We start from the raw sequence: 13,339 nt of genomic DNA on the forward strand, positions 1-13,339 counted from the left end.
TTGTTTTTTTAATAAGATAAAAAAACTATGAAATTTTTTTCAAAGTGATATAATATACTTTGAAAAGTAAATAACCCACGGAATTGTTGGTTTTTTTATTAAAAGGGAAAATGGTGAAACTCCATTACGGCCCCGCCACCGTAACCGAGAACGAACACTACAAAATGCCACTGATAAAATCGGGAAGGCGTAGTTATTAGAATGATCCGGAAGTCGGGAGACCTGCCTTCAATTCTAAGATATTCTCACTCTCGCGGGAGAGGTGAGAAGGGTTTTTATATAAAAAAGGAGGTTATTTATGAAAATTCATGAATTTGTTGGAAAGGAAATCCTTTCTAAAAATGGTATTAAAGTTCCAAAATCTTTTTTAACAAGAGAAAAAGAAGTACAGTGCAATATTTTACCTTGTGTTTTAAAATCACAAGTACTAGTTGGTGGAAGAATGAAAGCGGGTGGAATTTTATTTTCAGATGAATGTAATGATTTTAAGAAAAAACTAAGTTTACTTTTAGAAAAAAAGATAAAAGGAGAAAAGCCTTACGGAGTTTTAATTGAAGAAAAAAAAGAAATAAAAAAAGAATATTATTTATCCTTAATTTTAGATAGAACACAAAAGGACATAATAATAGGATTTTCTAAAGATGGCGGAATAGACATAGAAGATTCAGAGAGTTTAATAACCGGAAATTTTGAAAGCATTATAGATAAGCTTCCAGTTAAAATAAAAAATATTTTACCAAAGTTAAGAAAAATTTTCAGAGAAAAAGATTTAACCTTATTAGAAATAAATCCACTTGCAGAGTTAAAAGATGGAAGTATTTGTGCTCTTGATGCTGTTTTTCATTTAGATGACAATGCAATTTATAGGCAAAAGTGGGCACAAGAATTTGAAGAAGAAACTCAATATCCATTTCATTATGTAAAATTAAATGGAGATACAGGAATAATAGGATGCGGTGCAGGAATAGTTATGGCAACTATGGATACTGTTAAGATGTACGGTGGAACTCCTGCAAACTTTTTAGATTTAGGTGGAGGAGCAAATGAAGAAAATACAATAATGGCTCTTGAACTATTAAAAAACGAAGGTATTAAAAAAATAGTAATGAATATTTTTGGCGGAATAACAGAATGTGATGTAATAGCTAATGCTATAGTTAACTTTACTAAAAAAAACAAAGATATAAAGCTATTTATAAGATTAACAGGAACGAATGAGAAAAAAGCAAAAAAAATATTAATAGAAAATAATATACCATTTTATGAAGATATGTATAGTATGATAAAAGAAGGTGAAAGAGTATGATTACAGGAAACGAAAAGGTTTGTGTACAAGGAATAACAGGAAAATCAGGAAGTTTTCATACAAAAAAAATGAAAGAATATGGAACAAATATAGTTTGTGGAACATCTAAAAATACTAATATAAATTTTGTTCATAATGTACCTGTAGTTAATTCTGTAAAGAAAGCTGTTGAAATCTATCATGCTGATACAAGCATAATATTTGTACCTGCTAAATTTGCAAGAGAAGCTATTTTAGATGCAATAAATAATGGAATTAAAAAGATTATTATAATTACAGAACATATCCCTCAACATGATATGCTTGAAGTATATAAGTATGCAAAAGCAAAGAACATAATTATAATAGGACCAAACTGTCCAGGAATGATATTAACAAATATATCTAAAATAGGAATAATGCCAGAAAGGGCATTCAAAGCTGGTGATACTGCTATCATATCAAGAAGTGGAACATTAATGTATGAGGTTTCAAATTATATTTCTATGTATTCAACAGGAGTTAAAGTTGCTATTGGCTTGGGTGGTGATCCAATAATTGGAACATCTATTGCTGAAGCTTTTGATTATATTATAGATAATAACATAAAAAAAGTAATAATAATAGGTGAAGTTGGAGGAAATGATGAAATAACAGGAATAGAATATGCTTTAAATAAACAATATAATGGAAAAATAAAAGTATTTTTTGCCGGAAGAACTGCACCAAAAGGAAAACGTATGGGACATGCAGGTGCAATAATAGAAGGTTTTGAAGGTAGTATTGAATATAAAGAAGAAAAATTATTTCAAATGGGAATTCCTGTTTCAAAATCTATACCCGAGTTAGTATAAATTAATAAAAAGGGGAATAATTCCCCTTTTTATTAAAATTTTTTTATGGAGGTAGATAAAAATTTTATTTTTAAATCCATTTTTTTTACTATTTTTATCAATTTTAACTGGATTAATACTTGGAAAAATCACAAAACTTGGAACTTCTGGTGTTTTATTTAGTGGATTTTTTATTGGGTGGTTAACAACAACTATAATAGAAAAAAACACTGATTTATTTAATAAAATAAATACAAATGGTCTAATTTCAAAAAACTTTTTTTCTTTTTCTTTGATACTATTCATATCATCAGTAGGATTACTTGCATCAAAAGACATAATACATGTAATAAAAAAATATGGTTTAAAATTTATATTTTTAGGATTCTTAATAACTTCCTCTGGAATGTTTTTCACCACTATATTAAAAAAATTATTTAATGCAAACAAATATATTTTTAGTGGTATTTTTACTGGTGCTTTAACAAGTTCACCAGGTTTTGCTTCTGCACTTGAAACTTCTAAATTTCATGAAACACAAGTAGGATATGGTTATGCCCTTGGATATATACCAGGAGTTCTAGTAGTAGTTTTATCAATGTATTTACTACCAAAAATATTTAAAATAAACATTGAAAAAGAACTACAAAATTTAAAAAATGATGTTAAAGAAACTCAATACAATGAAAAAAACTTTGATTTTATAGCTTTTTCATTAATTATTATAATTGGAATTATTATAGGGAAAATAAAATTTAATTTTGGAGTTGTCAAATTTAGTTTTGGAATAACGGGAGGAGTTTTAATGAGTTCTTTATTCTTTGGAAATTTAAAACAATTTTTAGGAATGAACTTCAATATGAATACATATATCTTAAAAAATATAAAAGAATTAGGACTCTTAATTTTTTTAAGTTCCGTTGGATTAAGATATGGCTATACTTCTATAAATTCTTTAAATTCAAAAGGCATATTATATATAATCTCTGCTTTTATAATAGGTTTTTTATCACTATTAATAGGATTTTTATTTGGCAGATATGTATTTAAAATGAATTGGATCATGCTTTCTGGCGCCCTTTGCGGAGGAATGACCAGTACTCCTGGTCTTGGTGCTGCAATAGACTCAACAAAAAGTGATGATGTAACTGCAGGATATGGAGCAACTTATCCTTTTGCTTTAATTGGAATGGTTATTTTCGTCATTCTTTTAAATAATTAATTCAAAAAAGTTGTAGAGAAATCTCTACAACTTTTTTTATTTTATAAATGATATATACTTTTGATATATTAATTCTAAAAATGTGCTTGCATACAAAAATGAACCTCTTACAGTCATTAAATCCCAATCAGAAAAGTATGTTTCTTCATTTCTATTGTTCCCAAAATACCAATAAGAAAGTAAATCAAAATTTCTTTCCCCTTTTGAATCATCTCCTATATCTTGATTAGAATCTGATAAATATAGAAAATCTGCATCTATAAGTGTATGAGTTAATCCAAAAGAAACAGCATATATATTATCATTTATTACTTCTGCTCTAAAAGAGCCTGGAAACAATCTTGATTCTTGAATCGAGGTTGCAAGTAAAAGTTCAACTGGTACATCCTTTATAATGACTTTTTCTTTATAAAAAGTAGAAGTAGTAGATTGTTTTCTATTTAATGTTAAATTTGTATTTGTATAAGCATTTGCACAGTCTACAAGATACGTTGCATACTCTTTTAATTCTGTATCACTTAAAGATTTTGTTGGAAAATATTCTTTAAACCATTCCCCAAATAAATAAACACTATCTGAACCATAATAATACTTTAAAAGATCATAAACTCTATTTATTAATTCAGTTCTTTTATCATAAGCTGTTGTTAATTCAGGATTCAAATAATTAAATGATGAATTATACTTTGAAGGCATTGAAGGTACTTTTTCATTAAAAGTACCAATAAACCAATTTGTACTTGTTGTATTATTTACGTCTGTTTGAAAACGAGTTATTATGGACTTTATATAAGTAATTATTCTTTCATCATAGTGCTTGTCCGTTCCATCGAACGGTACTCTTGTTTTTATATCATTTAATGTATACTCTCCAACTAAATACTTATAAAATGCTAAGACATTGTCATCATATTTATAATTAGCATCATCAGCATAACTTTTAAGTTTATCAAAATCATAACCAGCACCTTTATTGTATGCTGTATAAATATATCTTATAAAGTTATCTCTTTGATTTACGGTTAAATCAGAAAAGTTAGTATCATCTGGAAGTTTTATATCAATTTTTATACACGAACTCAGCCCTAACATTACAAAAATTAAAATTAAATATATCATCTTTTTCATTTAAAAGACCTCCAAAAACACCTTATCATATCCTTCATCAAATACTATAAATCTAATTGTTTTTAATGATTTAGGATTAGTTTTGTCGAATTCTTCACAAGCTTCTTTATACACAGGAACTGCCAATTCAACTGGATATCTAAAAATCCCACAACTAACTGCAGGTAATGCTATTGAAGTTAAATTCATATCTTCTGCCTTTTTTAAAGAATTAGTAATTGCATTGAAGAGTAATTTTTTTTCATCTTTGTTTCCACCAAACCATACAGGACCAACTGCATGTATTATATGTTTTGCGGGTAAGTTTCCTCCAGTAGTAACTGCAACATCTCCAACTTCTAATTCTCCATAACTATTAATAAAATCATTTGATTCCCTTTCTACAATTATTCCACCCTTTTGTGCTATGAGCCGAGCAAGACCTCCACCATGTTGAAGCATCTCATTTGCAGCATTCACTATTGCATCGGTTTTTTCTATTGTTATATCGCCTTTAACAATTTCAACATAAAAATTTTTAAATTTAATGAGCTTTAGTGTTTCATTCATAACTATTCCCCCCTTTTAATTTAACATAACAGTTTCTACAAACTGCTATATACTTATCAAAACCACCAACATCTATTTCTCCACCATTTTCAACTATTTTATACGAAATTGTTCCTGCATATTCACCACATTCATGACAAACAGCTTTCTTTTTTATAACTTCATCTGCATAAGACATTATAAGGGATGTTGTTTTAAATGGATTATTTTTATAGGTTAAATCCAAACCCGAACAATAAACATCTATTCCATTAAATATTAATTCTTGAATTACTTCTGCTAAATTTTCAGAAAAAAATTGTATTTCATCTATAAAAACTGCGCTTTCATCACCACTTATTTTATTTTTAATTTCTTCTGGATTTGTTATAGGGAAAGCTTTTACTTTTGTATTTGTATGAGAAACTATATGCGTATCATCATATCTATCATCTATTACAGGTTTAAATGCTTTAAATTTTTTTTTACCTAATGAATATATTTCTACAAACTGTATTAATTCAGAAGTTTTTCCAGAATACATTGGTCCAACAATAACTACAAGCTTCCCTGTTTTCATTAAAATATTCCCCTTTCATTTATCTTTATGAATTCTTTTTCTGCTTTTTCCCAAAGTTTATCAAATCCGCATTTGTTTAAAATACTTTCATTTGGTTCTTTAAAATAATAAATATTAGTATAATTAATTTTTCCAAAAGTAACAAGTGCAAGTAAATACACAATAATTGATTTTAAAGAGTAATGATTATACAATAACTTTATAACTTTAATAAAGTTTTCATGTGCAACTTTAAAACTACTATTTATTTCATAAAAATCCATTAAAAGTTCATCATAAGTTACTATAAAATCTACATCGAGTTTATTTGGAAATAAACTCAAAATATCGAGTTTTTTAAAACTTTTATTTAAATACTTTCTAACATATACAGCATCCATTAAAACTTCGAATTTTTTATGTTTTCTACCACTCCCAGCCACTTCAAAAATCTTAGGATGAAACTGTTCGTCTAAAAACATGTGTAAAAAATATCCCATTGCATAATCTGGGCTTATTTTATTTAATTCTTTTAAAAAATCCATATATTTGACATTGTGTAACTTATCTCCTGCATTTTTATAATTTTTGTCTTTTACAACATAAAAAAATGGATCTGGACCCATTAAACCCAAATTAAACATTTTATGATTTTTTATGTCTTTGTACATTCTATTTCCAAAAATTATATGTGTTAACAAATCAGGCATTATTTTTTATCTCCATCCAATATTTTCCAATTTCTTTTTAAAGCCATTTTTTTTAACTTTTTATCGGGTCCAACACAAACTGGATACTTAACCTTTTCAAGTAATGGCATGTCAGTTATAGAATCAGAATAAAAATAAGCATTTTTTAAAGTATATCCATTTTTCTTACAATAATTTTCTGCAAGAGTAACTTTGTTTTCTTCATAACAATAAACTCCTAAATTACCTGTAAAAATGTCATCTTTAAATTCAAGTTCAGTACATATTAAATCATCAAATCCTAAATTATCTTTAATTGGTTGACATAAATTTCTTGGAGAAGCAGATATTATAACTAAGTTTCCATTATTTTTCTTATGAAATTCTATTTCATCAAGCATACTTTGCCTTATATAAGATTTTACCAATTTTTGATAAGTTTCTTCAGCAAAATCAAATATTTCTTTTCTATTCATTCCTTTATATTTTTTTGAAACTTTCCTTGTTATTTTTTCCATATTTATCAAACCTAACTTATATAAAAAAGGATATGGAACTAATTTTAAAATTTCCCATCTATTTATATAACCTTCATTGTAAAAATTTTTAAAATAAAGTCTTCCAGCATATGTTGTTAAAATAGTATGATCCATGTCAAAAAACGCCACATAATCTTTCATATATCACCTCAAAAAATATTATATATAATCATTTCTTTTTTTATTAAATTATACCATATTAAATTATTTTTTTATTTTACAATTTTATTCTTCTTTACTATAAAACTTAATCTTTATGGTAAAATAATTATAGTATCCTAAAACTAAGGAGAGTTATAATGAACAACACTTGTAAGATTTGTGGAAATAAAACAGAAGAATTTTATGATGAGCAAATGAAATCATATTACTATTACTGTTCAAACTGTGAATTTATTTCAAAAGCTGAAGAATCTATTCTCTCAATAACTGAAGAAAAAAATAGATATAATTATCACAACAATTCAATTGATGATATAAAATATGTTAATTACTTTAAAAAATTCTTAGATACTTCTGTTTTAAAATATGTAAAAGGAAAAGATGGTTTAGATTTTGGTAGTGGTCCATCACCAGTTCTTTCAATGATTTTAGAAAAGGATTATAATTTTAAAATGGATATATATGATTTATTTTATGCTCCAAAAAAAGTATATATTGGAAAGAAATATGATTTAATTACATGCACAGAAGTAATAGAACATTTAAAGTATCCTATGAAATATTTTAATTTATTTAAAAATCTTTTAAATAAATATGGTATTTTAGCTATAATGACATCTTTTCATCCTAAAAGTGTAGAAGATTTTCATAAATGGTATTATAAAAAAGATTCAACTCATATTTCGTTTTTTACCGAAAATACCATGAAAATAATATCAAAAAAAACTGGTTTAAATTTATTATTTACAGATAATAAAAAGTATTCAATATTTAATGTGAGGTGATTTTAAATGGCAGAATTAAAATTTGAAATAATAGAAACATTCGGAACATTATCAGAATCTTCAAAAGGGTGGGCTAAACAATTAAAAAAAGTAAGCTGGAATGAAAGAGAGGCAAAGTATGATATTAGAGAATGGTCTCCTGATGAATCAAAAATGAGTAAGGGAATAACTTTAACTAAGGAAGAATTAATAAAGTTAAAAGATATTTTAAATGGAATGGATTTCAATGAATGAAAATGAATTTTTTTCAACAGAATATCCTAAAATATTAGAAAAAATTAATAAAAATATATACATATACTTATTTACTAAAAATACTATTTTAATAAGCTATTTTTTATTTTTATCCTTTATTTTTTTATTTCTATACTTAAAAACATATGTTATATCTTTTATTTTTGTGTCTCTTTCAATGCCTTTGTTTTTTTTAGTAAAAAAAATTTCTTTAAACTTAGATTATAAACTAAATAAATTAAACTTATCTCTTCAAAAATTTATTGATTTAAAGATGATGTATGGTAAAAAAGTTGGAAGATACTTAAATGAAAACTCTTTTGAAAAATTTTTTTCTGATATTAAAAATGAACTAAATAAAAGCAATTTAAAATTTTAATGAGTTAGTTAAAACTAACTCATTAAAATGTTTCTATATCTATTGCGTTAAACGTATCTACTTTTTTTATCATTTTAAAATCAGAATCATAAATATAAATACCTTCATATAAAAGAGATATATAAACTTTATTATTATAGTATTCTATATCAGAAATTGGCAATTTAAAGTTTATCTCTTTTATTTTTTTTAATTCTTTATTTAATACAATTAATTTATCTTGTATAGAAATAAAAATTTTATCTTTTGAAAAAAGAATTTTATCTACCTTAGTTTCTGTATTGTAAGACTTTTCAATCTTGAATTGTAAATTTAACTCATCTATACCATCCTCTGTAAGAATATAAATACCTTCATTATAAAAACTTTCTATTATTCTTTTATTAGATTCATACATTATTTTATTATTTAAATATATTTTTTTGTTTTTAACATAATAATATTTTTTATTAATTAATAATATATTTGAAACTAAATTTTCTAATACTTTACTATTATCCTTTAATTTAAAAGCTCCTTCTTTATTTACATAATAAGTTTCATTCAAATCTAAAATATTCAAAGCTGAAACTTCATATGTTTTTTTATTGTATAAATCTATTATTTTATCATCATTTAAAAGAAAAATATTTTTATTTGTTTTAATAATTTTTCCATTTAATTCTTCTTTTTTTAGTATATTAAAATTTTTATCCATATAATATATTTTTTTATCATCTACTGCAAAAAACAAATCATTTATTCCTTTTAATAAGTAAACTGAATCCATTTTATTGTACTGTTCAATTAATTTTAAAGTATTTAAGTCATATATTTGTAAACCTTTATCATACCTTGTTAAATACATATAATCATCAAAAATTTTTATTTTCGTATTTGAAAAATCACCACTTATTATTTTTTTCATTTTATTATCTAAAGTATATATTCCATCTGAAGCTGCAAAATAAATTATATTATTATAAAATGCAAAAGAATTTATTGAATAAGATATAGCTTTAAACTCAACTTTATTTTCAAAAAAACTTTCTATATTAAAGGTATAAAATCCCAAAAATCTATCTAAAAGATATAACTTTCCATCATTTGCCAATATTTGTATTGGAGAAAATAACTTTGTAAAACTTCCAACCTCATTAAACTTTTCATTAAATATTTTTATTCCAATTTTTGGACCAACTACAAAAAGATTATTTTTATACTTAGTCATAGAAGTAACTATTCCATTTATTTTTATATGTTTTTTCAAACGCAAAAATCCACCAGGTTTAAGTTCAAATACAACAATACCATTTTTACCATCACCAACATAAATTTGATTTTTATCAACGAGCAAGCTTAAAGCATCTCCAAAAGTATTGTATTCATTTAATAAGGTTATTGAATTTTTATTTATGTTGTATATCTTTAATCCATCTTTATCTGTTAAATACAACGTACTTCCAATTATTTTTATGGAATTTACATAGTTTCCAGTATTTATTTGTTTTATTATCTTATTATCCTTTAAACTAAATAAATAAATCCCACTATATCCACCACTTATTACAGCAGTTTCTTTACCAACATATTCATAATTTGTTGTTTTTTTTATACTTTCACTATTCTTTACATTTGTTTTTAAAATAATTTCATCTGTTTTTATAGTATTAAAAGCTGTATATATAATCAAAAAAGATATCAAATAAAATACTACTATTTCTAAAAAGTTTTTTTTCATTTTATAACTCCTTTCTTTAAAAAATGAACGGGATAACTCCCGTTCATTATTAAGTTTGTATATCAAATTTTGATTTGTTTGTATTTGCACTCATTTCTTTAAGTGTATTAACAGATTTTTTCATTGCTTCCTTCCAAGTATCCAATAAATCTTTTATAAGACCTTGTACTTCTTCAATTATTTCAATATCTTTTTTTACATTTGCTTCTAAAAGTCTTCTATACATATAATTATATAAAGATCTTAAATTTTTTGATACTTCTCCACCAACTTCCATATCCAATGAAACATTTAATTCATTTATTATATCTTCAACTCTTATTATTTGTTTATTTGCTTCAGTAAAATTTTTTTCTTTTATCATTGTTTTAGATTTTTCAAGTCTTTCAACAGCATTTGAATAAAGCATTTCAACGAGCTTAGCAGGAGTAGCAGTTCTTACTGTATTTTCAAAATAAGTATTGTTGTTTTGATTATACATTTAAATCACCTCTTAATTAAAACTTTCATTAAGTAATCTTTTTCCTTCTTCAAATATTTCTTCAAATAATTTTAATATTTCTTCAAAATCAAAATCAACAATATCCGAAAGTTCCAAAGTGTCTTTTTCTTCTTGTGCTTTAAACATTGATTCTATTACCTTTTTTATTTTTTCAATATCTTCATCTGAGTATATCTTTTTATTTGAAAATATTTCTATTTGTTCAATTATTTTAAGGAGTGACTGAAATCCTTCTGATAAAGCTGAAAGCATTTTTTGACCTTCTTGTGTATTTAAAAGCAACTCTTTTGAAAAAGATTCTGAATTTTCCTTTACTTTATTCAAATAAACTAAAGCTTCATCACACAATGTCATTAAAACATCTTTTTTTGGTTTAAATTCTAATACTATATTTTCTCCACCTTCAAAATGAGCATTTTGAAGCTCTGATATATACGAAATTGGAATTTCTTTATCATTTATCTTTAAATAAGTTAGAATTCCTTCTGTTTCATTTGTATATTCTGTAATCATATCATTAAAAGATTGAAATTTTTCGGGCTCTACACTCAGTGTTTCATTTTTTATTCCTCTTAATTCTACATTTATATTCAATGCACTGCAACCTCCCTTTTTAGTCTTTAATATATCGACTAAAAACCTTTAATACTTAAACTTACTTACCTTTTTTCCTATATTCTTTGAATCATTAAATAAGTTCCTATACCATTGTTTATATTCATTTATTTTTTTATCTTCTGATACATTATAAATGTTTATAAAATCTTCTTCCAAATTCAAAAACTCAAATAATTTAGAAAGCTTTTCAAATTGATTTAATATCATATCTTTTCCAAAGTAATTAATTAATTTTAATAAAATTTCTTTTTCTACATCTTCTTTTTCTACATCATCTTTAAACATTTTTAATTCATCTAAAGCGTCTTTTATTTCAAATTGTATACTTTTTGAGTTTCCAGACAATAATTCATCAAATAATTCTATAAAATCTTCTTCTTCATCAAAGTTTTCATCAAATATTTCCTTCATTTTATCTTCAATTTCATCCATATCTTCTATAATAAAATCTAACTCTACCTCTGGAGAAATGAAATCTTCCTCTCTTGTTTCACGAGTCTTTAAAAATTTTAAATAATTTATATACTCTTTTAATTCATCACTAGCATTATCTATTTCCAATATTCTTTTCAAATTAACATCATAAATATTAAATATCTCATCTTTTTTATTAATTAAATAGTTATATGAAACTTCTTTTGCATTAGAAGCTTCACCATATTCTTTTGTTAATTTATCTATTATTTCTGGTAAAATAGAACTTCTAAATGAATTAAGTTCTTTTAATAAAGATTTATAAAAATCTAAAAGTTGTTTTTTAGTAAATTTTACAAATAAATCAAAGTAATTCTGATAATCATAAGAAGAAAATAATAAATGATGCTCAATATATCTTCCATCTTTTTTTAAATATAAAAAAGTAATATCTGTACTTTCATTCAAAGAATAAATCAAAGATTCCATATCTATTATATTTTGAGTTTGATGATCTAATTCTGTAGAAAGTACTGAAACCATATTTTTTTTGTCTGATTCAAGAAATGAATTTATTCTAGTTAAAGTTAAGATAAATGGAATGTATTCCATATTTATCTTTAATTTATCGAATTCTGTATTTTTTTCAAGATTAAATTCATTATCATACCATACATAATCTCCAGTTTTTAAGCTTACTTCAAAACTATATTTTTCTAATATATCAGAATCTGAGCTTTTATTTTGATTAAATAGTATTTTTTTTATAAAATTCGGTTTAATTTCAAAGTAATCTCCGTTTTTTTTCTTGTAAACGGCCAACACTTACACCTCACTTATCATATCCATAAAGATTTAATATTTTTCCAAGTATTAAAAATGTTACTATTGAAATTATAGCACCATAAATTGGAAAATTCCAAGAAAACAGAGATATTAAACCATATGTTATAGAAATTAAATATAAAACAAAGACTGTTAACGGTACAGAAGAATTAAATCTTCTATTTAACTTATCATATATATGTTCTCTATCTCCAGAAAATGGTGATTTTTTATTTAAAATTCTTCTTAATATCGCAAAAGAGAAATCAGTTGCAAAAACTCCTCCTATTATTAAAGATATAAAATATCCTCCATTTCCATGTTTTTGAGTTAAACTCGTTATTGAATAAAACAATGTAAATCCAAGTAAATAAGACCCTGCATCACCTAAAAATATCTTAGCAGGATATTTATTATAAATTAAAAAACCTATTAATGCAAAAACTATATAATATAAACTATTATCTCCAAGTATAGCAAAAAAGGTTAAAGCTATTGCGGTTATTCCAGAACAAACTCCATCCATACCATCTATCATATTTACTGAATTTATTATTGCAACTCCAGTAATCATTAATAGAAAAAAATACACAATATGAATATAACCATAAATCATATATATAGTAATTCCCATTAAAATAAATTCCAAAATTAATCTTACTTTAGAATTAACATTCTTTATATCATCCCAAAGCCCTAAAAAAGTTATTAATACAGCTGGAAGTATATAAGAAATATTAAAAATAAAAAACGGGATTATAGAAAATAAAACTGCAACTCCTCCCAAATAGGGTATTGATTTTTTATGCGTTTTTAAGTTTTCATCTGGATTATCAACTATATTAGCTTTCTTTGCTATGAGTATCATTAAAGGTGTTAAAATTATTGCAAATATCATAGATAAAGCATACATATTA

16 protein-coding genes and 1 riboswitch are annotated in these 13,339 nt (G+C 24.4%); of the genes, 6 read left to right on the forward strand and 10 right to left on the reverse strand.

The genetic code is table 11. The features are described 5' to 3' along the window. The first annotated feature begins 70 nt into the window (after nucleotides 1-70). Nucleotides 71-244: riboswitch (cobalamin riboswitch) on the forward strand. A gap of 54 nt (nucleotides 245-298) precedes the next feature. The 3 genes from IGS63_RS03425 (at nucleotide 299) to IGS63_RS03435 (ending at nucleotide 3,340) form a co-directional block, all read left to right on the forward strand. Continuing rightward, nucleotides 299-1,306, forward strand: coding sequence for an ATP-grasp domain-containing protein (locus IGS63_RS03425; protein ID WP_190615618.1), 1,008 nt, complete (start codon nucleotides 299-301; stop codon nucleotides 1,304-1,306). Continuing rightward, nucleotides 1,303-2,139, forward strand: coding sequence for a succinate--CoA ligase subunit alpha (locus IGS63_RS03430; RefSeq protein WP_190615619.1), 837 nt, complete (start codon nucleotides 1,303-1,305; stop codon nucleotides 2,137-2,139). Before IGS63_RS03425 ends, IGS63_RS03430 begins: the two co-directional genes overlap by 4 nt. Before the next feature lie 100 nt (nucleotides 2,140-2,239). Beyond that, a complete protein-coding gene (locus tag IGS63_RS03435) occupies nucleotides 2,240-3,340 on the forward strand; it encodes an aspartate-alanine antiporter-like transporter (protein WP_269777952.1) in 1,101 nt (366 codons plus the stop codon). 36 nt (nucleotides 3,341-3,376) lie between these two features. Here IGS63_RS03435 and IGS63_RS03440 read toward each other — a convergent pair whose 3' ends face one another. Genes IGS63_RS03440 through IGS63_RS03460 form a run of 5 tightly spaced genes read right to left on the reverse strand, consistent with a single transcriptional unit; the run spans nucleotide 3,377 to nucleotide 6,924 of the window. Then, nucleotides 3,377-4,468, reverse strand: coding sequence for a hypothetical protein (locus tag IGS63_RS03440; protein ID WP_190615620.1), 1,092 nt, complete (start codon nucleotides 4,466-4,468; stop codon nucleotides 3,377-3,379). Further along, nucleotides 4,469-5,017 (reverse strand): macro domain-containing protein, encoded by a 549-nt coding sequence (locus IGS63_RS03445; RefSeq protein ID WP_190615621.1) that lies wholly within the window; start codon nucleotides 5,015-5,017, stop codon nucleotides 4,469-4,471. Further along, nucleotides 5,010-5,576, reverse strand: coding sequence for a thymidine kinase (locus IGS63_RS03450; protein ID WP_190615622.1), 567 nt, complete (start codon nucleotides 5,574-5,576; stop codon nucleotides 5,010-5,012). The genes IGS63_RS03445 and IGS63_RS03450 overlap by 8 nt, the downstream gene beginning before the upstream one ends. Continuing rightward, nucleotides 5,576-6,265, reverse strand: coding sequence for a hypothetical protein (locus IGS63_RS03455; RefSeq protein ID WP_190615623.1), 690 nt, complete (start codon nucleotides 6,263-6,265; stop codon nucleotides 5,576-5,578). The genes IGS63_RS03450 and IGS63_RS03455 overlap by 1 nt, the downstream gene beginning before the upstream one ends. Further along, nucleotides 6,265-6,924, reverse strand: coding sequence for an HAD family hydrolase (locus IGS63_RS03460; protein ID WP_190615624.1), 660 nt, complete (start codon nucleotides 6,922-6,924; stop codon nucleotides 6,265-6,267). Before IGS63_RS03460 ends, IGS63_RS03455 begins: the two co-directional genes overlap by 1 nt. A 158-nt stretch (nucleotides 6,925-7,082) precedes the next feature. On the opposite strand from IGS63_RS03460, the gene IGS63_RS03465 reads away from it, so the two are divergent. The 3 genes from IGS63_RS03465 to IGS63_RS03475 are packed head-to-tail and all read left to right on the forward strand — an operon-like array spanning nucleotide 7,083 to nucleotide 8,343. Continuing rightward, entirely contained in the window at nucleotides 7,083-7,730 is a 648-nt protein-coding gene (locus IGS63_RS03465; protein WP_190615625.1) for a class I SAM-dependent methyltransferase, read from the forward strand. Between the two features lie 6 nt (nucleotides 7,731-7,736). Further along, nucleotides 7,737-7,964: a YdbC family protein gene (locus IGS63_RS03470; RefSeq protein ID WP_190615626.1), complete on the forward strand. Its 228-nt coding sequence runs from the start codon at nucleotides 7,737-7,739 to the stop codon at nucleotides 7,962-7,964. Continuing rightward, nucleotides 7,957-8,343 (forward strand): hypothetical protein, encoded by a 387-nt coding sequence (locus IGS63_RS03475; protein WP_190615627.1) that lies wholly within the window; start codon nucleotides 7,957-7,959, stop codon nucleotides 8,341-8,343. The genes IGS63_RS03470 and IGS63_RS03475 overlap by 8 nt, the downstream gene beginning before the upstream one ends. Nucleotides 8,344-8,365: 22 nt before the next feature. Here IGS63_RS03475 and IGS63_RS03480 read toward each other — a convergent pair whose 3' ends face one another. From IGS63_RS03480 to IGS63_RS03500, 5 genes are read right to left on the reverse strand one after another with little or no spacing between them, the layout of a single operon-like run. After that, entirely contained in the window at nucleotides 8,366-10,063 is a 1,698-nt protein-coding gene (locus tag IGS63_RS03480; RefSeq protein WP_190615628.1) for an LVIVD repeat-containing protein, read from the reverse strand. A gap of 49 nt (nucleotides 10,064-10,112) precedes the next feature. Continuing rightward, nucleotides 10,113-10,544: a flagellar export chaperone FliS gene (fliS, locus tag IGS63_RS03485; RefSeq protein WP_190615629.1), complete on the reverse strand. Its 432-nt coding sequence runs from the start codon at nucleotides 10,542-10,544 to the stop codon at nucleotides 10,113-10,115. Nucleotides 10,545-10,556: 12 nt separating this feature from the next. Continuing rightward, a complete protein-coding gene (locus IGS63_RS03490) occupies nucleotides 10,557-11,159 on the reverse strand; it encodes a hypothetical protein (RefSeq protein ID WP_190615630.1) in 603 nt (200 codons plus the stop codon). A gap of 48 nt (nucleotides 11,160-11,207) precedes the next feature. Further along, on the reverse strand, nucleotides 11,208-12,419 hold the full coding sequence (locus IGS63_RS03495) for a hypothetical protein (protein WP_190615631.1): 1,212 nt from the start codon (nucleotides 12,417-12,419) through the stop codon (nucleotides 11,208-11,210). Between the two features lie 10 nt (nucleotides 12,420-12,429). Continuing rightward, entirely contained in the window at nucleotides 12,430-13,335 is a 906-nt protein-coding gene (locus IGS63_RS03500) for a glycosyltransferase family 4 protein (RefSeq protein ID WP_190615632.1), read from the reverse strand. Between the last annotated feature and the right edge of the window lie 4 nt (nucleotides 13,336-13,339).

This window comes from Tepiditoga spiralis (assembly GCF_014701195.1).
Lineage (GTDB): Bacteria > Thermotogota > Thermotogae > Petrotogales > Petrotogaceae > Tepiditoga > Tepiditoga spiralis.

Excerpts from the sequence above, each read along its gene's own strand:
- IGS63_RS03425 (WP_190615618.1), top strand. The coding sequence starts at position 299 with ATGAAAATTCATGAATTTGTTGGAAAGGAAATCCTTTCTAAAAATGGT.
- IGS63_RS03430 (WP_190615619.1), top strand. The coding sequence starts at position 1,303 with ATGATTACAGGAAACGAAAAGGTTTGTGTACAAGGAATAACAGGAAAA.
- IGS63_RS03440 (WP_190615620.1), bottom strand. The coding sequence starts at position 4,468 with ATGAAAAAGATGATATATTTAATTTTAATTTTTGTAATGTTAGGGCTG.
- IGS63_RS03445 (WP_190615621.1), bottom strand. The coding sequence starts at position 5,017 with ATGAATGAAACACTAAAGCTCATTAAATTTAAAAATTTTTATGTTGAA.
- IGS63_RS03450 (WP_190615622.1), bottom strand. The coding sequence starts at position 5,576 with ATGAAAACAGGGAAGCTTGTAGTTATTGTTGGACCAATGTATTCTGGA.
- IGS63_RS03455 (WP_190615623.1), bottom strand. The coding sequence starts at position 6,265 with ATGCCTGATTTGTTAACACATATAATTTTTGGAAATAGAATGTACAAA.
- IGS63_RS03460 (WP_190615624.1), bottom strand. The coding sequence starts at position 6,924 with ATGAAAGATTATGTGGCGTTTTTTGACATGGATCATACTATTTTAACA.
- IGS63_RS03465 (WP_190615625.1), top strand. The coding sequence starts at position 7,083 with ATGAACAACACTTGTAAGATTTGTGGAAATAAAACAGAAGAATTTTAT.
- IGS63_RS03470 (WP_190615626.1), top strand. The coding sequence starts at position 7,737 with ATGGCAGAATTAAAATTTGAAATAATAGAAACATTCGGAACATTATCA.
- IGS63_RS03475 (WP_190615627.1), top strand. The coding sequence starts at position 7,957 with ATGAATGAAAATGAATTTTTTTCAACAGAATATCCTAAAATATTAGAA.
- IGS63_RS03480 (WP_190615628.1), bottom strand. The coding sequence starts at position 10,063 with ATGAAAAAAAACTTTTTAGAAATAGTAGTATTTTATTTGATATCTTTT.
- fliS (WP_190615629.1), bottom strand. The coding sequence starts at position 10,544 with ATGTATAATCAAAACAACAATACTTATTTTGAAAATACAGTAAGAACT.
- IGS63_RS03500 (WP_190615632.1), bottom strand. The coding sequence starts at position 13,335 with ATGTATGCTTTATCTATGATATTTGCAATAATTTTAACACCTTTAATG.